The organism is Pseudocitrobacter sp. RIT415 (assembly GCF_003057695.2).
Taxonomy (GTDB): Bacteria; Pseudomonadota; Gammaproteobacteria; order Enterobacterales; family Enterobacteriaceae; genus Pseudocitrobacter; species Pseudocitrobacter faecalis.
In genome coordinates, this window is record NZ_QBJC02000012.1 from 102,013 (window position 1) to 123,091 (window position 21,079).

Sequence of the window (21,079 nt, forward strand, 5' to 3'; positions counted from 1 at the left end):
CGTTGCGCCATCCGGCATTAAAGCGGCTACAACCGCGCTTCGCTGTGTTGTTCGCGGTACTCTTTCGGCGTGGTGTCGTACTCTTTTTTAAACACCGAATAGAAATATTGCAGGGAAGGGTAGCCGCACATTTGCGAAATTTCGTTAATCGACAGCGAGGTGGAGATTAGCAGACTTCGTGCTTTCTCCAGTTTCTCGCTGTGGATCACCGCATGAATGGTTTCGCCCACTTCTTCTTTAAAGCGTTTCTCAAGGTTCGATCGTGAAATGCCGACAGAATCGAGCACCTGCTCCACTTTAATGCCCTTACAGGCATTGTTGCGGATGTAATGCATCGCCTGGATCACTGCCGGGTCGTTCAGCGAGCGGTAGTCGGTGGAGCGCCGTTCAATGACGCGCATCGGGGGCACCAGCAGGCGCTGTAGCGGTAATTCCTCGTTGTCCAGCAGGCGGTGCAGCAGTTTGGCGGCCTGATACCCCATCTGTCGCGCGCCCTGCGCCACAGATGACAGCGCCACTCGAGAAAGATAGCGGGTCAGCTCTTCATTATCGATACCAATGACGCACAGCTTCTCCGGCACCGGAATATGCAGGTGTTCGCAGGCTTGCAGAATATGGCGCGCGCGGGCGTCGGTTACGGCGATAATGCCGGTTTGCGGCGGCAGGGTTTGCAGCCAGTCTGCCAGACGGTTCTGCGCGTGTTGCCAGTTCTCTGGTGCGGTCTCTTGCCCCTGATAAATCACGCCGCGATATTTCTCTTTAGCCACAATCTGGCTGAAGGCATATTCGCGCTCAACCGCCCAGCGTTTGCCGCTGGAGCCTGGTAAGCCGTAGAACGCAAAGCGGTGCACGCCTTTTTCTTTTAGGTGCAGGAAAGCAGTTTCGACCAGCGCATAGTTATCGGTGGCGATGTAATGGACGGGCGGATACTGCTCCGGGCGATGATAGGAGCCGCCAACGCCGACAATGGGCACTTTCACGTCGGCCAGTAACGCTTCGATGTGGGGGTCGTCATAATCGGCAATCACGCCGTCACCGAGCCACTCTTTGATGTTTTCGATACGCGCGCGGAAATCTTCCTCAATGAAAATATCCCACTCCGACTGCGACGCCTGTAAATACTCGCCAACCCCTTCGACCACCTGCCGGTCATAGGCCTTATTCGCGTTGAATAACAGGGTAATACGGTGACGCTTTTCAAACATGGTTCAATTTCCCTGGTGAATCATGAATGACAATACCGGCCTAATGGCCGGTATTGTCATTATTACATCGTATCAAGCGCGGCGTTTGGTGGCTGAATCCATCCAGACTGCCAGCAGCAAAATGGCGCCCTTAACGATATATTGCCAGAAAGTGGGCACGTCCATCATGCTCATTCCATTATCCAGCGACGCCATGATAAACGCGCCCATAACCGCCCCGGCAACGCTACCCACGCCCCCCGCCAGGCTGGTGCCGCCAATCACGCAGGCGGCGATCGCGTCCAGCTCGGCGATGTTGCCTGCAGACGGTGAACCCGCGCCAAGACGCGAGCTGAGGATTAACCCGGCAATGGCCACCATCAGGCCGTTGATGGCGAAGACAGCAAGCTTGGTGCGCTCGACGTTAATCCCCGACAGGCGCGCGGCTTCGATGTTACCGCCGATGGCGTAAATGCGACGTCCAAACGCCGTACGCGTGGCCATAAACATTCCGCCCAACAGCAGCAGCGTCAGCAGCAGAACCGGCGTTGGCACGCCGCGATAGTCATTCAACAGCCAGATAGCACCCAGTACAATTATCGCCGTCAGCGCCTGACGCCCGACCACGCCGGTAGAGGCCGGTGTGGCGAGCCCAAGATTCTGACGACGCATGCGCCCGCGCCACTGCCAGACAATAAACGCCATCAGGCCAATCGCCCCGAAGGAGAAGCCAATGCCATCAGGCAGGTAGCTTTGGCCAATTTGCGACATCGCAGCGCTGGTAGGCGACACGGTGGTACCGTTAGTGATGCCAATCAGAATACCGCGGAACGCCAGCATCCCGGCGAGGGTGACGATAAACGACGGTACTTTCCGATAGGCAACCCACCAACCGTTCCATGCGCCGAGTACCAGCCCCATCGCCAGCTTCACGATGATGGTCAGCGGTAACGGCCAACCGAGCCAGACGTCGAAAATCGCCGCGACACCACCGAGCAGCCCCATCATCGAACCGACAGAGAGGTCGATTTCTGCGGAGATAATCACGAACACCATCCCCACCGCCAGAATGCCGGTGATGGCTGTCTGGCGCAGCAGGTTAGAGACGTTACGGGCGCTGAGGTACGCACCTTCGGTCGTCCAGGTGAAGAACAGCATGATCACCACAATCGCTGCGATCATCACGAAAACCTGTAAGTTCAGCGACTTCAGGCTAAATGTGGGGGCCGACGTCGGCACCGCCAGCTTGATTTCAGACGGGTTGTTTTTCGACATGACGTTCGCTCCTTAATGCGGCTTCCATCACTTTTTCCTGCGTCAGGTTGTGGTTCACCAGGTCTGCTTTCAGTTTCCCTTCGTGCATGACCAGCACCCGGTCGCTCAGACCCAGTACTTCCGGCAGTTCGGAAGAGATAACAATGACGGCGATCCCCTGTTGCACCAGTTGGTTGATCAGCTTGTAGATTTCATATTTCGCGCCAATGTCGATACCGCGCGTCGGTTCGTCGAGGATCAGAATGCGCGGATTCAGCAACAGGCAGCGTGCCAGGATTGCTTTCTGTTGATTACCGCCGCTGAGACGGCCAATCGCCAGTTCCGGGGAAGAAGTTTTGACTTTAAGTCGTTGCAGCGACTGTAAAATACATTGCTGCTCGCGGGCGTCATCAAGGTTGCTTAGCGCACCGCTGAACTGATCGAGCGCCGCCAGCGTCATATTTTTACCAACCGCCATTACCGGCACGATGCCGTCTTTTTTGCGATCTTCTGGCACCATCGCAATACCGTGGGCAATCGCCTGCTGGCAGGTGTTAATGGTTACGGGTTTGCCATCCAGAAAGATTTTCCCCTCCCAGCGCCCGCGCCAGACGCCAAACAGGCACTGAACCGCTTCGGTACGTCCGGCACCGACCAGACCGGCAATCCCGAGAATTTCACCGCGCCGGAGGCTGAAAGAGATATCGTTTACCCGCTTGATGTGGCGGTTAACCGGATGCCACGCCGTGAGGTGCTCCACGCGTAGGATCTCGTCACCGGTAGTGTGCGGTTCGTTGGGATAGAGCGCCGTCAGTTCGCGGCCCACCATCATGGTGATGATGTCGTCCTCGCTCATGCTGCTGGCGTCGCGCGTGCCGATGTGCTGACCATCGCGGATCACGCAAATGGTGTCGGAGATAGCCTTCACTTCATTGAGCTTGTGTGAAATATAGATGCAGGCAATGCCGTGGTGCTGAAGGTCGCGGATGATATCCAGCAGCACGGCAGTTTCCTGCTCAGTGAGCGAGGCGGTCGGCTCGTCGAGGATCAGCAGGCGAACCTGTTTATTCAGCGCCTTGGCAATTTCGACCAGTTGCTGTTGCCCCAGCCCTAAATCGCCCACGCGGGTGTCGGGTGAAATTGCCAGACTGACCTGGGCGAGTAATTTTTCGCAGCGCAGGGTCATGGCGTCGTAGTCGAGAATGCCGTGACGGCTGATTTCTGCCCCAAGGAAAATATTCTCCAGTACCGTAAGGTGTTTCACCAGCGCCAGCTCCTGGTGAATAATGGCGATGCCTTTGCGTTCGGTATCGCGAATATGCGTCGGGGTAAGCTTTTCCCCGGCAAAAATAATCTCGCCGTCGTAGCTGCCGTGTGGGTATATACCGCACAGAACTTTCATGAGCGTCGATTTTCCGGAGCCATTTTCACCGCACAGCGATACCACCTCGCCAGGGTTTAAACGCAGGCTGACGTTATCCACCGCTTTCACCGCGCCAAAGGCTTTGGTGATATTTTTCATTTCAAGTAAATAAGACATAGCTGCTCCACGTGAGCCGATCATTCAGGCCGAACGAGAACGACTGCCCCGTTGCCGGGGCAGGGGAATTAAAGTTCGCTCTTCTTATGGAACCCGTCTTTAATGACGGTCTGATCAATATTGGTCTTATTCACTTCAATTGGCGTCAGCAGGCGAGATGGCACATCTTTCAGGCCATTATTCAGCGTGGCGTCAGATTTCGGTTGTTGATCGTTGCCGAGTTCAACGGCGATTTCAGCGGCGGTAGTCGCGAGCGTGGTGATCGGTTTATACACCGTCATGGTTTGCGTACCAGCCATAATGCGCTTCACGCCCGCAAGGTCAGCATCCTGCCCGGAGATAGCGACTTTGCCCGCCAGCCCCTGTGCACTCAGTGCCTGAATCGCACCGCCGGCGGTCGCATCGTTTGAGGCCACTACAGCATCAATTTTGTTATTATTGGCAGTGAGGGCGTTTTCCATAATTTTCAGCGCATTTTCCGGTAACCAGCCGTCAGCCCACTGATCGCCCACGACTTTAATTTTGCCGCTGTCGATATACGGTTTTAGGACTTTCATCTGGCCCGCGCGGAACAGTTTGGCGTTATTATCCACCGGTGAGCCGCCCATCAGGAAATAGTTACCTTGTGGCACCTGATTGACCAGACTCTGGGCCTGCATTTCGCCCACTTTTTCATTATCGAAAGAAATATAGAAATCGATATCAGCGTTATTGATCATGCGATCGTAAGCCAGAACTTTAATCCCTTCCTGTTTGGCTTCTTTAATAACGTTACTGAGTACCTGACCGTTGTATGGAATAATCACCAGAACATCGACGCCACGGTTGATCATATTCTCAATCTGCGACATCTGGGTTTCTTCGTTACCATTGGCCGATTGTACAAATACTTTGGCGCCTAACGATTCTGCTTTATTAACAAAAATATCGCGGTCTTTCTGCCAGCGCTCAAGACGCAGATCGTCGATGGCCATACCGATTTTGACTTCTTTTGCGCTGCTCGCCATGCTGGTAAGCAGAAGGGATGCGCAGAACGTGAGGCAAAGGTTCTTGATTTTCATAGTCGTAATGCCTTTTGTAGGGTAGGTAATGAGATTGGCGATAAAAGAAACAAGCACGACTTAACACGCAGCAAATTTTTAACATAGAACGCGGTGCTGGCAATTACAGATTTTTATCTTCCCATTACGATATTTGGTTTAATTGTCAATTTATGAGCTTGATCGAGTTTTATATATTGCCTAAGAGAAATTTACATAAATTTTGCGAGCGGTTTTATTTTGAGAGCCAGCGCACGTTTGTGGATTCTCTTAATCGCAGTGTGAAATAACGTAATTGAGGAACAGAAAATCTGAACTCAGTATTAGATAACGAATTATTCCTCGCCGCGTATCTGATTATGGAGTTCATTATGCAAGCTTATTTCGACCAACTGGATCGTGTTCGTTTCGAAGGCCCGAAAACGGAAAACCCGCTGGCTTTCCGCCACTACAACCCTGATGAACTGGTGCTGGGTAAACGGATGGAAGATCACCTGCGCTTCGCCGCCTGCTACTGGCACACCTTCTGCTGGAATGGCGCAGATATGTTCGGCGTGGGCGCATTCGACCGCCCGTGGCAGCAACCGGGCGAAGCCATTGCACTGGCGAAACGCAAAGCGGATGTCGCATTTGAATTCTTCCATAAGCTGAACGTACCTTATTACTGCTTCCACGACGTGGATGTGTCACCGGAAGGCGCGTCGCTAAAAGAGTACCTGAACAACTTCGCGCAGATGGTAGACGTGCTGGCCGAAAAACAGCAGCAGAGCGGTGTGAAGTTGCTGTGGGGTACGGCGAACTGCTTTACTAACCCACGCTACGGCGCAGGTGCCGCAACGAACCCAGATCCGGAAGTCTTTAGCTGGGCGGCGACTCAGGTCTTCACCGCCATGAACGCGACCCACAAACTGGGCGGCGAGAACTACGTGCTGTGGGGAGGCCGTGAAGGCTACGAATCCCTGCTGAACACCGACCTGCGTCAGGAACGCGAGCAGATTGGCCGCTTCATGCAGATGGTGGTTGAGCACAAACATAAAATTGGCTTCCAGGGCACTCTGCTTATCGAACCGAAACCGCAGGAACCGACCAAGCATCAGTATGATTACGATGCATCGACCGTTTATGGCTTCCTCAAACAGTTCGGCCTGGAAAAAGAGATTAAACTGAACATCGAAGCGAACCACGCGACGCTGGCAGGTCACTCTTTCCACCATGAAATCGCTACCGCAATTGCGTTGGGTCTGTTTGGTTCCGTTGACGCCAACCGCGGCGATGCGCAGCTGGGCTGGGATACCGACCAGTTCCCGAACAGTGTGGAAGAGAATGCGCTGGTGATGTACGAAATTCTCAAGGCGGGCGGTTTCACCACCGGCGGCCTGAACTTTGACGCGAAAGTTCGCCGCCAGAGCACTGACAAATATGACCTGTTCTACGGCCATATTGGCGCGATGGACACCATGGCGCTGTCGCTGAAAGTGGCGGCGCGTATGATTGAAGGCGGCGAGCTGGATAAACGTGTGGCCAAACGTTACGCGGGCTGGAACGGTGAACTGGGTCAGCAAATCCTGAAAGGGCAGATGTCGCTGCAGGAACTGGCAAAATATGCCGAGCAGCATCAACTGGCGCCGCAGCATCAGAGCGGTCATCAGGAACTGCTGGAAAACCTGGTGAATCATTACCTGTTCGACAAATAATGGAAGCCGCCGGGCGATTTTTCGTCCGGCCTGATTATGCAGGCCCGGTAAGCGTGAGCGAAACCGGGCTTTTTGTAAGGAACGATCGCTATGTATATTGGGATTGATCTGGGTACTTCCGGCGTCAAAGCTATCCTGCTCAATGAGGCAGGAGACGTTGTCGCCTCGCAAACGGAAAAACTCACCGTTTCGCGCCCGCATCCGCTGTGGTCTGAACAGGATCCGGAGCAGTGGTGGCTGGCGACCGATCGCGCGATTAAAGCGCTCGCGCAACAGCACAGCCTACAGGATGTTAAAGCGTTAGGCATTGCCGGGCAGATGCACGGCGCAACCCTTCTCGACAAGCAGCAGCGCGTACTTCGACCGGCAATTCTGTGGAACGATGGCCGCTGCGCGCAAGAGTGCCAGTTGCTGGAAGAGGCCGTGGAAAATTCCCGCCAGATTACCGGCAACCTGATGATGCCCGGCTTTACCGCGCCGAAACTGTTGTGGGTGAAGCGCCACGAGCCGGAGATTTTTGCTCAGGTCGATAAAGTCCTGCTGCCTAAAGATTATTTGCGCCTGCGTATCACCGGTGAATTCGCCAGCGACATGTCTGACGCGGCGGGCACGATGTGGATGGACGTGGCAAAACGCGACTGGAGCGACACGATGCTCGCGGCCTGTGGGCTGAGCCGTGACAACATGCCTGCGCTGTTTGAAGGCTGTGATATTACCGGCACGCTGCTGCCATCTGTCGCGCAGGCGTGGAATATGCCAGCGGTGCCGGTGGTTGCGGGCGGTGGTGACAACGCGGCGGGCGCGGTCGGCGTAGGCATGGCGGATGCCGGGCAGGCGATGCTCTCGCTCGGTACGTCAGGCGTTTACTTTGCGGTAAGCGAAGGTTTCCTCAGCAAGCCAGAAAGCGCGGTGCACAGCTTCTGTCATGCACTGCCAGGGCGCTGGCATTTAATGTCGGTGATGCTGAGTGCCGCGTCGTGCCTCGACTGGGCGGCAAAACTCACCGGTCTGGAGAGTGTACCGGCGCTGATTAGCGCAGCGCAATCCGCCGATGAGAATGCCAGGCCGGTGTGGTTTCTGCCGTATCTTTCCGGTGAGCGTACGCCGCACAATAATCCGCAGGCTAAGGGCGTTTTCTTTGGTCTGACGCATCAGCACGGCCCGGCGGAACTGGCGCGTGCGGTGCTGGAAGGCGTGGGTTTTGCGCTGGCCGACGGTATGGATGTGGTTCACGCCTGCGGCGTCACACCGAAAAGTGTGACCCTGATTGGCGGTGGCGCGCGTAGCGCTTACTGGCGCCAGATGCTGGCGGATATCAGCGGTCAGCAACTGGATTACCGCACTGGCGGTGATGTTGGCCCGGCGCTGGGCGCGGCGCGTCTGGCGCAACTGGCGATTCGCCACGATAAACCATTCGCTGACCTGCTGCCGCAGTTACCGCTTGAGCAGGCGCACTACCCGGACGCACAGCGCCATGCGCACTATGTGCCGCGCCGCGAAACCTTCCGTCAACTCTATCAGCAACTTCTGCCGCTGATGTCCTGATGTTCTCCGCCCCGTGACGGGGCGGATCTCCTGCCAGAATTGATGAATTCCGAATTTGCTGGAAATTTCGTGTTGCTCTAATGTTGCGCTGCGGTTTCCGTTCATAATGCGTTTGCTATGGATAAGGAGATCGCCATGAAGTTAGCACTCAATGCCCCGCAGGGTCTGTTATGTGCGGGAGTTATTCTCTATGTGGTCTGTTTGTGGGGGGACTGCCCGCAGTTGACAGATAAAGGCTATTTTCTGGCTGTGTTGGTTCTTGGTGTATTCACCGTACTAACGTACCAGCGGTTAACCGGAAAAGAGAAGGACGAAGGGCGTTTCGCCGGGCTGTGTCGATTTGTGTTGCTGCTGGCAACGGGGTTAATGCTGGTAGGTGTCTGGAATTTGCCCCTTAGCCTCACGGAAAAGGGGCTTTGCATTATCGCCTGGTTTGCCGCGACATACGGTGCGGCGCGCTGGCGCTAGCTGACAAACCGTTTACTATCCACACGCTGTACCAGCATTGACAGTAACAGACTCCCCGCAATCGTGGCGCAGAAAACCCACACGATATCGAGCAGTGGCCAGCTTTTCATGTCTGCGCCGCTACTGCGCAGGGCGTGAATAATCAGCGCGTGGAAACCGTAAATGCCGAGTGAATGGCGTGAAATTAGCGCTAATCCCGGCAATACGCGGTCGTTGAGACCGTTTTTTACCACCACAAACAGCGTCGCCGCGCAGATAAACACCATCGGCCCACAATAGAGATACCAGGTGTCGGCAAAGTTGCCGCGCCAGCTCAGTTCGTGCAGCGTGCCGCGCGAAATCACCACTACTGCCAGTACAAAACCGATGCCACACAGCCAGCTTAATCCGCGTTTTTGCGTCTCCATCATGCCGATGGCGCGCCCCAGCAGGCCGTAAATCAGGTAGTAGAAGGTGTCACCGTTGATATAGAGATTCACCGGCAGCCATTCAATACCGTCGGTTTTCAGCGTCACCGTGTTGGGGTTAGCGATAATGCCAATCACCACCATCAACGCCAACAGCATTTTGCCGCTAATTGCTTTCACCTCAATCAGCGGTGAGACCAGGTAAATCACGATAATGGCGAAGAAAAACCACAGGTGATAGAAAACAGGCTTCTGCAGGATATTCTTAAGCGACCCTTCGATATTGATATGTGTGAAAGCCGCGATATAGATAAGCGCCACCGCGCTGTAAAACAGCAGGCACAACGCAATCCGCAGAAAATGGCGCGGCTGAGCGCTGCGCGGGCCGAAAAAGAGATAGCCGGAAATCATGAAGAACAGCGGCACGCTTACGCGTGAAGCCGAGTTGAGAACATTCGCAATATCCCAGTTCACCGGGCTGATACTGTGCGCGTTGGTAATGTACCAGGTTGTCGTATGGATCATCACTACCATCAGGCAGGCTATTCCGCGTAGATTATCAATCCAGTTTATTTTGGGCTGCATTGGGGCCGGTTTCTCCTTTCAAACAAAGTGTGACTCGATTTTTATTAGGCTATTTGACTGGATTATTCTGAGTTTTTCACCCCATGCTTGTATACCCTTCCTGTTTCGCGTTGCCTATGCGTTGGCTGCACTCACTCACCCCAGTCACGTACTGAGGTACGCTCCTGGGATGAATGAGAGACATCCATGTCTCTCACCGAAGGCCGCCTGCGGCTGTTCAAATTCGTTCCTGACGAATTTGTCACTCGTTTGCCGCCTTCAGGAAACTCAAACTATTTTGGGTATAAGATTGTGGTGTGATTCGCAAAATGCGGGTGCATCAGAGACCACCAACTAAAATAACAGCCCGATCGTAAGGCGGTAATGAAAAATGATGATGAAGCGACTTCTTCCCCTGCTAATGGGGATATTACTGGCGGGATGCGCCGCGTCTGAACCCGTGGCGCCGATGAAAGCGCAAAATGCGAAAGCGAACCCTGCGCGCTCGCTGGGAATGGAAAATTTATGCAAAGAACGGGCGGCGGAGCGCTATAACACCGCGGCGCAGAAAATTGACGTCACGGGCTTTGAGCGTTTTCAGGGCAGCTATGAATTACGCGGCTATACTGCCCGCAATGAAGGTTTTGTCTGCTCTTTTGATGTAAATGGTGATTTTTTGCACTTATCGATGCGTTAAGCGCAGCAATATGGCACCAAAAGTCGGCCTGTTTCCTCTATTTTCCCTAAACAGGCCGCTTTCATACTGTATATCTTCCATCCAGCGGGTATACTGATCCCTTCCTTTAAATCCACACGTATCCAGCACGAAATAATATGCAAAAGTTTGATACCAGGACCTTCCAGGGCTTGATCCTGACCTTACAGGATTACTGGGCTCGCCAGGGCTGCACCATTGTTCAACCATTGGACATGGAAGTTGGCGCGGGAACCTCTCACCCAATGACCTGCCTGCGCGCGCTGGGGCCAGAGCCGATGGCAACTGCTTATGTGCAGCCTTCCCGTCGTCCGACCGATGGCCGTTACGGCGAAAACCCGAACCGTTTACAGCACTATTATCAGTTCCAGGTGGTCATCAAGCCATCGCCGGACAACATTCAGGAGCTGTACCTCGGTTCCCTGAAAGAGCTGGGAATGGATCCGACCATCCACGACATCCGTTTCGTGGAAGATAACTGGGAAAACCCGACGCTGGGCGCCTGGGGGCTGGGCTGGGAAGTGTGGTTGAACGGCATGGAAGTGACGCAGTTCACTTACTTCCAGCAGGTTGGCGGCCTGGAATGTAAACCGGTTACCGGCGAGATCACCTACGGTCTGGAACGTCTGGCGATGTACATTCAGGGCGTAGACAGCGTTTACGACCTGGTTTGGAGCGACGGCCCGCTGGGTAAAACCACCTACGGGGACGTCTTCCATCAGAACGAAGTGGAGCAGTCCACTTACAACTTCGAATACGCGGATGTGGACTTCCTGTTCACCTGCTTCGAGCAGTACGAGAAAGAAGCGCAGCAGCTGCTGGCGCTGGAAAATCCGCTGCCGCTGCCAGCCTACGAGCGTATTCTGAAAGCCGCCCACAGCTTCAACCTGCTGGATGCGCGTAAAGCCATCTCCGTCACCGAGCGTCAGCGCTACATTCTGCGCATTCGTACCCTGACCAAAGCAGTGGCAGAAGCTTATTATGCTTCCCGTGAAGCCCTCGGCTTCCCGATGTGCAACAAAGACAAGTAAGAGGCGGCCATGTCTGAAAAAACTTTTCTGGTGGAAATCGGCACTGAAGAGCTGCCACCAAAAGCACTGCGCAGCCTGGCTGAGTCCTTTGCTGCGAACTTCACTGCGGAGCTGGATAACGCCGGCCTCGCACACGGCAACGTTGAATGGTTTGCTGCCCCGCGTCGTCTGGCGCTGAAGGTTGCTAACCTGGCGGAAGCTCAGGCCGATCGCGAAGTTGAAAAACGCGGCCCGGCGATAGCTCAGGCTTTCGACGCCGAAGGCAAACCGAGCAAAGCGGCAGAAGGTTGGGCGCGTGGCTGCGGGATCACCGTAGACCAGGCTGAACGTCTGACTACCGACAAAGGCGAATGGCTGCTCTATCGCGCTCACGTGAAAGGTGAAAGCACTGAAGCGCTGGTGCCGAATATGGTCGCGACGTCGCTTTCGAAACTGCCGATCCCGAAACTGATGCGCTGGGGCGCGTCCGACGTGCACTTTGTGCGTCCGGTTCACACCGTGACCCTGCTGCTGGGCGACAAAGTCATTCCGGCAACCATTCTGGGTATTCAGTCCGATCGCGTGATTCGCGGCCACCGCTTTATGGGCGAGCCGGAATTCACTATCGACAATGCCGATCAGTATCCGGAAATTCTGCGTGAGCGTGGGAAAGTCATCGCCGATTACGCTGAGCGTAAAGCGAAGATTAAAGCGGATGCCGAAGAAGCGGCACGTAAAATTGGCGGTAAGGCTGATCTTAGCGACAGTCTGGTTGAGGAAGTGACCTCGCTGGTGGAGTGGCCGGTTGTGCTGACCGCGAAATTCGAAGAGAAATTCCTCGCCGTTCCATCCGAAGCGCTGGTTTACACCATGAAAGGTGACCAGAAGTACTTCCCGGTGTATGCGAACGACGGCAAACTGCTGCCGAACTTTATCTTCGTTTCCAACATCGAGTCCAAAGATCCGCAGCAGATTATCTCCGGTAACGAGAAAGTGGTTCGTCCGCGTCTGGCTGATGCCGAGTTCTTCTTCAATACCGACCGCAAAAAACGTCTGGAAGATAACCTGCCGCGCTTGCAAACCGTGCTGTTCCAGCAACAGTTGGGTACGCTGCGTGACAAAACTGACCGTATCCAGGCGCTGGCTGGCTGGATTGCCGAACAAATTGGCGCGGATGTGAATCACGCTACCCGTGCGGGCCTGCTGTCTAAGTGCGACCTGATGACCAACATGGTCTTTGAGTTCACCGACACTCAGGGCGTAATGGGTATGCACTACGCACGTCACGATGGCGAAGCGGAAGATGTTGCCGTGGCACTGAACGAGCAGTATCAGCCGCGCTTTGCCGGTGATGACCTGCCTTCTAACCCGGTGGCCTGCGCACTGGCGATTGCTGACAAGATGGACACCCTGGCGGGTATCTTTGGTATTGGCCAGCATCCTAAAGGCGACAAAGACCCGTTTGCGCTGCGTCGTGCGGCACTCGGCGTGCTGCGTATTATCGTTGAGAAGAACCTCAATCTTGATCTGCAAACCCTGACCGAAGAAGCGGCGCGCCTGTATGGTGATAAGCTGACTAACGCCAACGTGGTTGATGACGTTATCGACTTTATGCTGGGGCGCTTCCGCGCCTGGTACCAGGATGCCGGTTATACCGTCGACACCATCCAGGCCGTGCTGGCGCGTCGTCCGACTCGTCCGGCAGATTTCGATGCGCGTATGAAAGCAGTCTCTCACTTCCGTACCCTGGAAGCGGCGTCTGCACTGGCTGCGGCCAACAAGCGTGTGTCTAACATCCTGGCGAAAACCGATGAAGTGCTGAATGACCGCGTAAACGCGGCGACCCTGAAAGAGCCAGAAGAAATTGCGCTGGCAATGCAGGTAGTCGTGCTGCGTGACAAACTGGCACCGGCTTTCGCCGAAGGGCGTTATCAGGAAGCGCTGGTTGAGCTGGCTGAATTGCGTGAACCCGTCGATGCTTTCTTCGACAAAGTGATGGTGATGGTGGATGACAAAGAACTGCGCATCAACCGACTGACCATGCTGTCGAAGCTGCGTGAACTGTTCCTGCAGGTTGCGGATATTTCGCTGCTGCAGTAAGTTTAGTGTCGAAAAAAACCTGCCACCTGGCAGGTTTTTTTTATGGGTTTAAATAGACGTGTAATAATGAGTTTATTAATACAAACCTGTTCATGTATTTATTTATAGAAAATTTTTTCGGATTGCATTAATTCTTTTGCAATGACCTTGTTTGCTAGAATAAAAGCGGGTGCTTGAGACTGTTTGTCTCAGGTATCACTGAAAGGCAGACAGAGAAAAGCCCCACCTGACTATAAATCAAAGTGAGGCCCCTCTATGCATCAACACCATAAAGGTAGCCTCTTGCTTGTTGGAAATCAACACCGGAGGCTGGGAATGCCGCAAAAATATGTATTATTTGGCTTGGTCGTGGTTTGTTTCACACTTTTATTATTTACCTGGATGGTGAGAGATTCACTGTGTGAATTGCATATCAAACAGGGAAATAACGAGCTGGCGGCATTTTTAGCCTGTGGCAATAAAAAGTAAGAGTATCTGGCGGGGAGAAATCTCCGCCATTCTTACGGTGCGATGCATTTTCAATGCACCCTTTTATTTATGCTGCAAATATATCTTAACGCTTCGACGCTATATCACAGGCAAAAAAAATCCCCGCCCGAGGGCAGGGATTCGAATACTGAGTGGCTTGAACTTACAGGGAAGTTACGTTGCCAGCTGCCGGGCCTTTAGCGCCGCTTTCGATGGTGAAGGACACTTTCTGACCTTCGTCCAGAGATTTGTAACCATCGTTCTGGATAGCAGAGAAGTGTACGAACACGTCTTTAGAACCATCGTCAGGAGTGATGAAGCCGAAACCTTTATCAGCGTTGAACCATTTTACGATACCAGTCATTTTACCGGACATAGAAATTACCTTTATAAATTAAGTGAGCCTTACGGCAATATGGCATGCTTTACAGAATTTAAAGCGTAAAGGAAATGTCGCTACGAGGGGTACCAATGGATAACCTTGAAGGGAACTGCTTTACTCAACTGCTTTGTGGTCTGTGCGTCAAACCGTGAAGCTATTAACGCATACTTCTGCCCCTAAACGCAAACGTTATCTGATAAAAACATAAAACGGCCCTGAAAAAGGGCCGTTAAATAATTAATAAACATCTGTTTTTCAGGTGGTTAGCTGTTAACAATTTGTTGGTCAGCCTGAATCAGACGTAGCAATTTAAGTTCGGTAACTGAAGGCTTCAGCCTTCTGGACTCCCATTCCTGTACCGTGGAAACACTTACGCCCATTGCTTTAGCAAACTCTGTCATCTGCAAACCGGTGCTTTTGCGAAGCTCTTCGAACTCGGTAAAGATGGAGGGCTTAGGTGTCAGGGTAATCACTGATGATGCATCTTTGAAGACAATCTGTTCCAGACTGCTCAGCAGTTCAAATGTTGGATCTTTTTCTTCCATTGATAACTCCTATATACACACAGCGTGATCGTGAATAGGTACAGCCTGTTAAGAATAGTCGGGAAATCCGAACAAAAGTTGGTTGCGTAAGTGATTATTCGTAGGATTGTTTTCCACACAGCGCAAATAGCGCAAAAATTGCACATAAATCAAGGCTAGCGCCGCCAGGTATATTTTTGTAAAAAATCGCTAAAACCGACGGCTGAGCCGTCGGCTCGCTAACTCAGGCTTTCTGCGTATTGTTGTTTAATGCAGGTGTTTCCGCTTCGCGCTTCAGCGTCTGCCGCTGGCTGACCAGGTGTTTTACCAGCAGCGCCAGAGCAGACACCAGGGCAGGAACCGCCAGCAGCGTGAAAATGGTCTGGAAGGAGAGTTCCGCCTGCATCAGGAATGCCCCGCTGAATGCGCCCAAAATGCCGCCGAAACGGCCCAGACCCAACATCCACGCCACGCCCGTTGCACGCCCTTGTGTCGGGTAGAAACCCGCCGCGAGAGCCGGCATCGAGGATTGCGCGCCGTTCATGATGGTACCGGCAATAAAGACCATCACGCCCATCAGCACCAGGCTGTTGGTTGAGAAACCCACCAGACAGACAAAGACGCCGGTCAGTACGTAGCCTACCGCCACCACCTTATTCGGGTTGAGTTTGTCCATCAGTGCACCCAGGATGAGCACGCCAATACCACCGCCTAAGGGGAAGAGGGCGGTGATAATGGATGCCTGGCTCAACGAAGCGCCGGTTTCGCGGATTAACAGCGGCAGCCAACTGGTCAGTAAATAGAAAATCAGCAGGCCCATAAAGTAGGTCAGACACAGCATCACCGTGCCGACGGCATAGCGAGGCGAGAAAATCACCCCCAGCGCCGATTTCTCTTTTACCTGCCCGGCTTCCTGCAAGACAAAACTCGCGTTATCCGCCACCGGGGCGATACGCTTGAGGATGGTGGCGATTTTGTGCTGAGGCTGGTTTTTGACCACCATATAACGTGCAGATTCCGGCAGCAGGAAAATCAGCAGCACCGCCAGCGCCAGCGGCATGACGCCGCCGAGGATCAGTACGCTCTGCCAGCCGTAGTGGGGAATAAGCCACGCTGAGATAAACCCGCCCATTGACGAGCCGATCGGGAAGCCCACAAACATCAGATTCACCAGCAGTGCGCGACGACGCTCCGGCGCATATTCACTCATCAGGGTGGCGGCATTGGGCATTGCCGCACCCAGCCCCAGCCCGGTCAGGAAACGCAGTAGCGTAAGCTGGGTGAGGTTGGTGGCAAAGGCGGTAACCAGACTAAAACCGCCAAAAACAAGAATCGATAGCACCAACACTTTCTTACGGCCAATGCGATCCGCCATCGGGCCTGCCGTTAATGCACCCACCGCCAGCCCCACCAGCGCGGCGCTCATCACCGGCCCGAGATCCGCTTTCTGCACACCCCATTCCTGCACCAGGTCAGAAGCGATAAAGCCAATAATTGCGGTATCGAAACCGTCCATGGCGACGGTAACAAAGCATAATGCGAGGATCATCCACTGGTATTTAGAAAAGGGATGATCGTTGATAAAAGCCTGAATATCCGTGGTTGTTTTCGTCATGTGGCAGTTCCTGAAAACAGCGGGAGAGGCGTTCTCCCCCATGAAGTTGTGCGATTATCGAACCTATTTCCGGTAATCGTTCAATTCATCAAAACACTTTACGTTTGCGGCGACAATGCAGGGGAAATCAGGAAGTGTGCGATTATCGTACTGCTCAGGGGGAGGTAATCGCACGCTGAGTTTAAAATCATTTTAAAACAATAGATTAATCATGATTTTTCGCGTAAAGGTTGTGGTCATAAATGTGATGCGTGCAACAATGTATTAACATCCATGTTTTATCCCTTTCCACACGGCAATTTCCTGCCATAACTTTGTCAGGAAAAGGTATCCTGCAACGCGCTGCTGGACTATCCTTGTCAGCGTCGGGCACGCGGGTGCCTGTTTGCGCTTTTTTTGGCTGAAGGAGTAATAAAATGGCGACAGGAAAGTCCTGCTCTCGCTGGTTTGCGCCTGTTGCGGCGTTATTGATGGTTGTTAGCCTGAGTGGGTGTTTTGATAAAGAAGGCGACCAGCGCAAAGCGTTTGTCGATTTCCTGCAAAATACAGTGATGCGTGGGGGTGAACGTCTGCCAACGCTGACCGCTGACCAGAAAAAACAGTTTGGTCCTTTTGTCTCCGATTACGCCGTCATTTACGGCTATTCGCAGCAGGTGAGCCAGGCGATGGATGCGGGTCTGCGCCCGGTTGTCGATAGCGTTAACGCCATTCGCGTACCGCAGGATTATATGACTCAGCGCGAGCCGCTGCGTCAGGCGAACGGTTCGCTGGGCGTGCTGAGCCAACAACTGGAAAATGCGAAGATGCAGGCCGATGCGGCACATGCGGCGCTGAAACAGGCGGATGACCTGAAGCCGGTCTTTGACCAGGTATACAGCAAAGTGGTGACGGCGCCTGCAAATGCAATGCAGCCGTTGATCCCGGCGGCGCAAATCTTCACGCAGCAGCTGGTTCAGGTCGGGGATTTTGTCGCGCAGCAGGGCGAGCAGGTGAGCTTCGTGGCGAACGGTATTCAGTTCCCGACCTCACAGCAGGCGAGTCAGTATAACTCGCTGATTGGCCCACTGGCTTCCCAGCATCAGGCATTTACTCAGGCCTGGAACGCAGCGGTTGAAGCGACGAAGTAACGGCATGTTAGATGGCGTTTTAATTTAGACCGCCATCCGACAAAATAAGGCGGGTAATCCCCGCCTTATTCGATTTATTTCCCTATTACCTGCGGATTAACGCAGTTCTTCTCAACCTTCCCCTGCAACGCCTCTATCAAGTTATCCACCGCGCAGGCCGCCATATTGAAGCGCGTCTCATGAGTGGCAGAACCGATATGCGGCAGCGCAACAACGTTTGGAAGCGTCAGCAGCGGTGAGCTGACCGGCAGCGGTTCCTTCTCGAATACATCCAGCCCGGCAGCGTGGATTTCACCCGCCTGCAGCGCGGCAATCAGCGCTTCCTCGTCCACTACCGGGCCACGGCCCGCGTTAATAAAGATGGCGGAGGATTTCATTTTCGCGAACTGTTCTTTACCGAAAAGATGATGCGTTTCGTCGGTGAGCGGCAGGATCAGACACACGAAATCGGATTCCTGCAACAGCGTGTCGAGGTCACAATAACGCGCGCTGAAACGCTCTTCGGCCTGCGGATGCTGGCGGCGCGCGTTATACAGAATCGGCATGCCGAATCCGCAGTGTGCGCGCTGAGCCAGCGCCATGCCGATGCGCCCCATCCCTACAATGCCCAGCGTTTTATGGTGCACATCGGTACCGAACCAATCCGGCCCGATGCTTTTTTTCCACTCGCCCGCTTTTACACGGTCGGCGACTTCCACCACCCGACGCGCGGTGCTGAGCACCAGCGCCATCACCGTATCGGCGACGGTTTCCGTCAGAACGGTTGGCGTATGCATCAGCAGAATGTTACGCGCGTTCAGGGCTTCAACATCAAAGTTGTCATATCCTACGGAGACGGTCGAGGTCGCGCGCAGCTTCGGCATTTTCTCCAGCAGCGCTTCGTTAACGGCTTCGCTGGAGCCCAGCAGGCCGACCGCGTTAGCAAACACCTCTGCGTGCTGTTGGACGGTTTCCGGGCGCAGGTTTGGCACCTGCGTAACGGTAAAGTGGGCTTCCAGGCGATGCAGTAGATCGTCAGGCAGTGCCTTGTAGAGAATAATGGACGGCTTCATGCGACTCTCCGTAAGTGTGATTTAAGCGTGGCGTGCGCCAACGGGAAGTTGTTGATTCTTAGCAGGCTTAACAATCAAAGTAAGCCATACCGAGGCGAAAAGCGCCACCCCCATGAAAATGTAAGAGGCAGACGGCGAACCGGTCGCGCCGTTAAGGTAGCCGACGAACCAGGAGCCAAAGAATGAGCCCAGTGCGCCCATACTGTTGATTAATGCCATCGCACCGCCTGCGACGTTGCGCGGCAGCATTTCCGGGATGATGGCGAAGAACGGGCCATACGGCGCGTACATCGCAGCACCGGCGACAACCAGCAGGGTATAGGAGATCCAGAAGTGGTTGGCACCCACCGCCCAGGAACCGATGAAGGCGAAACCGGCAATCAGCAACAGCGGCCAGACAAACAGTTTACGGTTCTGCATTTTATCGGAAGCCCAGGAGACCAGAATCATCGCGGTTGTGGCGGCCAGATACGGCACCGAAGAGAGCCAGCCCACTTCTACCATCCCAAGGTTTGCGCCACCGCTGCGAATAATCGACGGCAGCCACAGTACGAAACCGTACACGCCGATGCTCCAGGCGAAATACTGCATGCACAGCAGAATCACGTTGCGTGAACGGAACGCTTCGCCGTAGTTACGCACGGCTTTAATGCCCTGCTGCTCTTTATCGAGCTCGGTCTGCAAGGCCGTTTTTTCGGATTCAGACAACCAGCCTACCTGCGCCGGTTTATCTTTTACCAGCACCCACCAGCAGAATGCCCAGATGATGGCCGGGAAGCCTTCAATAATAAACATTTCACGCCAGCCGAGCGCCTGAATCAGGTAGCCCGAAACCACCGACATCCACAGCACCGTCACCGGGTTACCGAGGATCAGGAAAGTATTGGCGCGCGAACGTTCGGATTTGGTGAACCAGTTGCTGATGTAAATCAGCATTGCGGGCATTACCGCTGCCTCCACGACGCCGAGGATAAAGCGAATGGCGGCAAGCATTGGAATATTATTGACCATCCCGGTGAGTGAGGCACAGGCTCCCCACAGGATCAGGCAGACGAAAATCAGTTTGCGCACGCTGCGGCGTTCCGCATACATCGCGCCGGGGATCTGAAAGAAGAAGTAGCCGAGGAAGAAGAGGGCGCCCAGCAGGGAGGAGATCCCTTTAGTGATGCCTAAATCTTCGTTAATGCCTGCGGCGGAAGCGAAGCTGAAGTTTGCGCGGTCGAGGTACGCCAGGCTGTACGTGATAAACACGATTGGCATGATGTACCACCAGCGTTTGGCTGCATTGGTTGAGCTATTCATAGTCCTGCCTCTGTAGTTGTAGGGTCAGAGTGTTATTCGGGAAAGGTGCGCGCGGGAGCCCTCACCCCGGCCCTCTCCCACTGGGAGAGGGGGAAAACCAATAATCTGCACAATCTGTCCCCTCTCTCTTGAGGGAGAGGGAAATGCACTACACCTCCAACGCCTCACGCGTCGGTAATCCTTCGCTGTCGCCCTGAACCTGAATGGCCAGTGCGCCAATCTTATTCCCGCGGGTTACCGCATCATGCAACGAGCGTCCTTCCAGCAGGGCGCTGATTACCCCGACGGCGAAGCCATCGCCCGCGCCCACCGTATCGACCACCTTGTCGACTTTCACCGGCGCGACGCAGCCTTTTTCTCCATCTGCGGTTTTATACCAGGCGCCGTCCGCCCCAGTTTTCAGCACCACCGCTTTTACACCGCGAGCCAGATAGAAATCGGCGATGGCTTCCGGCGTTTGTTCGCCGGTCAGAATCATGCCCTCCTTCAAACCGGGTAAAACCCAATCGGCCTGGAACGCCAGGTGATTAAGTTTTTCCACCATCTCCGCCTCGTTTTTCCACAGCACCGGGCGCAGGTTCGGATCGAATGAAATGGTTTTGCCCTGGGCTTTCATCGTTTGGGCCGTATGGTCGAGCAGGGCGTAGGACGAGTCAGAAAGCGCTGCTGCCACGCCGCTTAAGTGTAGATGGCGTGCGCTGGCGAAATAGTTATCGTTGAAGTCCTCAAGCGAAAGATGGCTGGCCGCTGAGTTTTTACGGAAATACTCCACGATGGGATCGGTTCCATTTTCAACTTTAGATTTCACCTGAAAGCCGGTTGCGAAACGCGCATCACAGGTAACGCCCGTCGCATCAATTCCCTCTTTTTTCAGACTATTGATGACAAACTGGCCGAAGCTGTCGTTCCCGACGCGGCTGACCCAGCCGACATTCAGGCCCAGACGCGCCAGCCCGGTTGCCACGTTGAGCTCAGCCCCGGCGACACGTTTGATAAACTGCTCCACCTCACTGAGATCGCCCGTTTGTGTTGCCACAAACATCGCCATGGCTTCACCGATGGTGATGACATCCAGTTGCTTATTCATT

The 21,079-nt window shown here is 54.1% G+C and carries 19 protein-coding genes; 8 read left to right on the forward strand and 11 right to left on the reverse strand.

The annotated features are described in order from the left end of the window. Positions 1-26 precede the first annotated feature (26 nt). From xylR to xylF, 4 genes are all read right to left on the reverse strand, one after another. Positions 27-1,205: a D-xylose utilization transcriptional activator XylR gene (xylR, locus tag DBY68_RS13635; RefSeq protein WP_108476471.1), complete on the reverse strand. Its 1,179-nt coding sequence runs from the start codon at positions 1,203-1,205 to the stop codon at positions 27-29. Between the two features lie 72 nt (positions 1,206-1,277). Beyond that, entirely contained in the window at positions 1,278-2,459 is a 1,182-nt protein-coding gene (gene xylH, locus DBY68_RS13640) for a xylose ABC transporter permease XylH (protein WP_108476470.1), read from the reverse strand. Further along, complete coding sequence (locus DBY68_RS13645) at positions 2,437-3,978, reverse strand: xylose ABC transporter ATP-binding protein (protein ID WP_108476469.1); 1,542 nt, start codon at positions 3,976-3,978, stop codon at positions 2,437-2,439. The genes xylH and DBY68_RS13645 overlap by 23 nt, the downstream gene beginning before the upstream one ends. Positions 3,979-4,046: 68 nt before the next feature. Then, on the reverse strand, positions 4,047-5,039 hold the full coding sequence (gene xylF / locus DBY68_RS13650; protein ID WP_108476468.1) for a D-xylose ABC transporter substrate-binding protein: 993 nt from the start codon (positions 5,037-5,039) through the stop codon (positions 4,047-4,049). Positions 5,040-5,389: 350 nt separating this feature from the next. Here xylF and xylA point away from each other — a divergent pair, with 350 nt between their 5' ends. The 3 genes from xylA to DBY68_RS13670 all read left to right on the forward strand — a co-directional run bounded on the left by xylA (position 5,390) and on the right by DBY68_RS13670 (position 8,725). Beyond that, entirely contained in the window at positions 5,390-6,712 is a 1,323-nt protein-coding gene (gene xylA, locus DBY68_RS13660) for a xylose isomerase (RefSeq protein WP_108476466.1), read from the forward strand. Positions 6,713-6,802: 90 nt separating this feature from the next. Next, complete coding sequence (xylB, locus tag DBY68_RS13665) at positions 6,803-8,257, forward strand: xylulokinase (RefSeq protein WP_108476465.1); 1,455 nt, start codon at positions 6,803-6,805, stop codon at positions 8,255-8,257. Positions 8,258-8,392: 135 nt separating this feature from the next. Beyond that, positions 8,393-8,725, forward strand: coding sequence for a YiaA/YiaB family inner membrane protein (locus tag DBY68_RS13670; protein ID WP_158529116.1), 333 nt, complete (start codon positions 8,393-8,395; stop codon positions 8,723-8,725). Here the strand turns inward: DBY68_RS13670 and DBY68_RS13675 are convergent. After that, positions 8,722-9,717 carry an acyltransferase gene (locus DBY68_RS13675; RefSeq protein WP_108476463.1) on the reverse strand — a complete coding sequence of 332 codons (996 nt, stop codon included), beginning with the start codon at positions 9,715-9,717 and terminating at the stop codon, positions 8,722-8,724. The two genes, DBY68_RS13670 and DBY68_RS13675, sit on opposite strands and share 4 nt — an antisense overlap. Positions 9,718-10,087: 370 nt before the next feature. On the opposite strand from DBY68_RS13675, the gene DBY68_RS13685 reads away from it, so the two are divergent. The 4 genes from DBY68_RS13685 (at position 10,088) to hokA (ending at position 13,989) form a co-directional block, all read left to right on the forward strand. Next, complete coding sequence (locus DBY68_RS13685; RefSeq protein ID WP_108476462.1) at positions 10,088-10,393, forward strand: YsaB family lipoprotein; 306 nt, start codon at positions 10,088-10,090, stop codon at positions 10,391-10,393. Between the two features lie 137 nt (positions 10,394-10,530). Further along, positions 10,531-11,442, forward strand: coding sequence for a glycine--tRNA ligase subunit alpha (gene glyQ / locus DBY68_RS13690; RefSeq protein ID WP_001168551.1), 912 nt, complete (start codon positions 10,531-10,533; stop codon positions 11,440-11,442). Positions 11,443-11,451: 9 nt separating this feature from the next. Continuing rightward, positions 11,452-13,521 carry a glycine--tRNA ligase subunit beta gene (gene glyS, locus DBY68_RS13695; protein WP_108476461.1) on the forward strand — a complete coding sequence of 690 codons (2,070 nt, stop codon included), beginning with the start codon at positions 11,452-11,454 and terminating at the stop codon, positions 13,519-13,521. A 315-nt stretch (positions 13,522-13,836) separates the two neighbouring features. Then, positions 13,837-13,989 (forward strand): type I toxin-antitoxin system toxin HokA, encoded by a 153-nt coding sequence (hokA, locus tag DBY68_RS13700; RefSeq protein WP_108476460.1) that lies wholly within the window; start codon positions 13,837-13,839, stop codon positions 13,987-13,989. Positions 13,990-14,152: 163 nt separating this feature from the next. Here hokA and cspA read toward each other — a convergent pair whose 3' ends face one another. From cspA to DBY68_RS13715, 3 genes are all read right to left on the reverse strand, one after another. Then, on the reverse strand, positions 14,153-14,365 hold the full coding sequence (cspA, locus tag DBY68_RS13705) for an RNA chaperone/antiterminator CspA (protein WP_000014594.1): 213 nt from the start codon (positions 14,363-14,365) through the stop codon (positions 14,153-14,155). Positions 14,366-14,634: 269 nt separating this feature from the next. Further along, entirely contained in the window at positions 14,635-14,916 is a 282-nt protein-coding gene (locus tag DBY68_RS13710; protein WP_108476459.1) for an HTH-type transcriptional regulator, read from the reverse strand. A 223-nt stretch (positions 14,917-15,139) separates the two neighbouring features. Next, positions 15,140-16,510: an MFS transporter gene (locus DBY68_RS13715; RefSeq protein WP_108476458.1), complete on the reverse strand. Its 1,371-nt coding sequence runs from the start codon at positions 16,508-16,510 to the stop codon at positions 15,140-15,142. Positions 16,511-16,926: 416 nt separating this feature from the next. Here DBY68_RS13715 and DBY68_RS13720 point away from each other — a divergent pair, with 416 nt between their 5' ends. Then, the gene (locus DBY68_RS13720) at positions 16,927-17,637 is read left to right on the forward strand and encodes a DUF3053 domain-containing protein (RefSeq protein ID WP_015962550.1); all 711 of its coding nucleotides are present in this window, start codon (positions 16,927-16,929) and stop codon (positions 17,635-17,637) included. Positions 17,638-17,711: 74 nt separating this feature from the next. Here DBY68_RS13720 and ghrB read toward each other — a convergent pair whose 3' ends face one another. From ghrB to DBY68_RS13735, 3 genes are all read right to left on the reverse strand, one after another. Next, complete coding sequence (gene ghrB, locus DBY68_RS13725) at positions 17,712-18,689, reverse strand: glyoxylate/hydroxypyruvate reductase GhrB (protein ID WP_108476457.1); 978 nt, start codon at positions 18,687-18,689, stop codon at positions 17,712-17,714. Positions 18,690-18,710: 21 nt separating this feature from the next. Continuing rightward, a complete protein-coding gene (locus DBY68_RS13730; protein ID WP_108476456.1) occupies positions 18,711-19,991 on the reverse strand; it encodes an MFS transporter in 1,281 nt (426 codons plus the stop codon). Between the two features lie 148 nt (positions 19,992-20,139). After that, entirely contained in the window at positions 20,140-21,078 is a 939-nt protein-coding gene (locus DBY68_RS13735) for a sugar kinase (RefSeq protein ID WP_108476455.1), read from the reverse strand. Between the last annotated feature and the right edge of the window lies 1 nt (position 21,079).

Excerpts from the sequence above, each read along its gene's own strand:
- xylR (WP_108476471.1), bottom strand. The coding sequence starts at position 1,205 with ATGTTTGAAAAGCGTCACCGTATTACCCTGTTATTCAACGCGAATAAG.
- xylH (WP_108476470.1), bottom strand. The coding sequence starts at position 2,459 with ATGTCGAAAAACAACCCGTCTGAAATCAAGCTGGCGGTGCCGACGTCG.
- DBY68_RS13645 (WP_108476469.1), bottom strand. The coding sequence starts at position 3,978 with ATGTCTTATTTACTTGAAATGAAAAATATCACCAAAGCCTTTGGCGCG.
- xylF (WP_108476468.1), bottom strand. The coding sequence starts at position 5,039 with ATGAAAATCAAGAACCTTTGCCTCACGTTCTGCGCATCCCTTCTGCTT.
- xylA (WP_108476466.1), top strand. The coding sequence starts at position 5,390 with ATGCAAGCTTATTTCGACCAACTGGATCGTGTTCGTTTCGAAGGCCCG.
- xylB (WP_108476465.1), top strand. The coding sequence starts at position 6,803 with ATGTATATTGGGATTGATCTGGGTACTTCCGGCGTCAAAGCTATCCTG.
- DBY68_RS13670 (WP_158529116.1), top strand. The coding sequence starts at position 8,393 with ATGAAGTTAGCACTCAATGCCCCGCAGGGTCTGTTATGTGCGGGAGTT.
- DBY68_RS13675 (WP_108476463.1), bottom strand. The coding sequence starts at position 9,717 with ATGCAGCCCAAAATAAACTGGATTGATAATCTACGCGGAATAGCCTGC.
- DBY68_RS13685 (WP_108476462.1), top strand. The coding sequence starts at position 10,088 with ATGATGATGAAGCGACTTCTTCCCCTGCTAATGGGGATATTACTGGCG.
- glyQ (WP_001168551.1), top strand. The coding sequence starts at position 10,531 with ATGCAAAAGTTTGATACCAGGACCTTCCAGGGCTTGATCCTGACCTTA.
- glyS (WP_108476461.1), top strand. The coding sequence starts at position 11,452 with ATGTCTGAAAAAACTTTTCTGGTGGAAATCGGCACTGAAGAGCTGCCA.
- hokA (WP_108476460.1), top strand. The coding sequence starts at position 13,837 with ATGCCGCAAAAATATGTATTATTTGGCTTGGTCGTGGTTTGTTTCACA.
- cspA (WP_000014594.1), bottom strand. The coding sequence starts at position 14,365 with ATGTCCGGTAAAATGACTGGTATCGTAAAATGGTTCAACGCTGATAAA.
- DBY68_RS13710 (WP_108476459.1), bottom strand. The coding sequence starts at position 14,916 with ATGGAAGAAAAAGATCCAACATTTGAACTGCTGAGCAGTCTGGAACAG.
- DBY68_RS13715 (WP_108476458.1), bottom strand. The coding sequence starts at position 16,510 with ATGACGAAAACAACCACGGATATTCAGGCTTTTATCAACGATCATCCC.
- DBY68_RS13720 (WP_015962550.1), top strand. The coding sequence starts at position 16,927 with ATGGCGACAGGAAAGTCCTGCTCTCGCTGGTTTGCGCCTGTTGCGGCG.
- ghrB (WP_108476457.1), bottom strand. The coding sequence starts at position 18,689 with ATGAAGCCGTCCATTATTCTCTACAAGGCACTGCCTGACGATCTACTG.
- DBY68_RS13730 (WP_108476456.1), bottom strand. The coding sequence starts at position 19,991 with ATGAATAGCTCAACCAATGCAGCCAAACGCTGGTGGTACATCATGCCA.
- DBY68_RS13735 (WP_108476455.1), bottom strand. The coding sequence starts at position 21,078 with ATGAATAAGCAACTGGATGTCATCACCATCGGTGAAGCCATGGCGATG.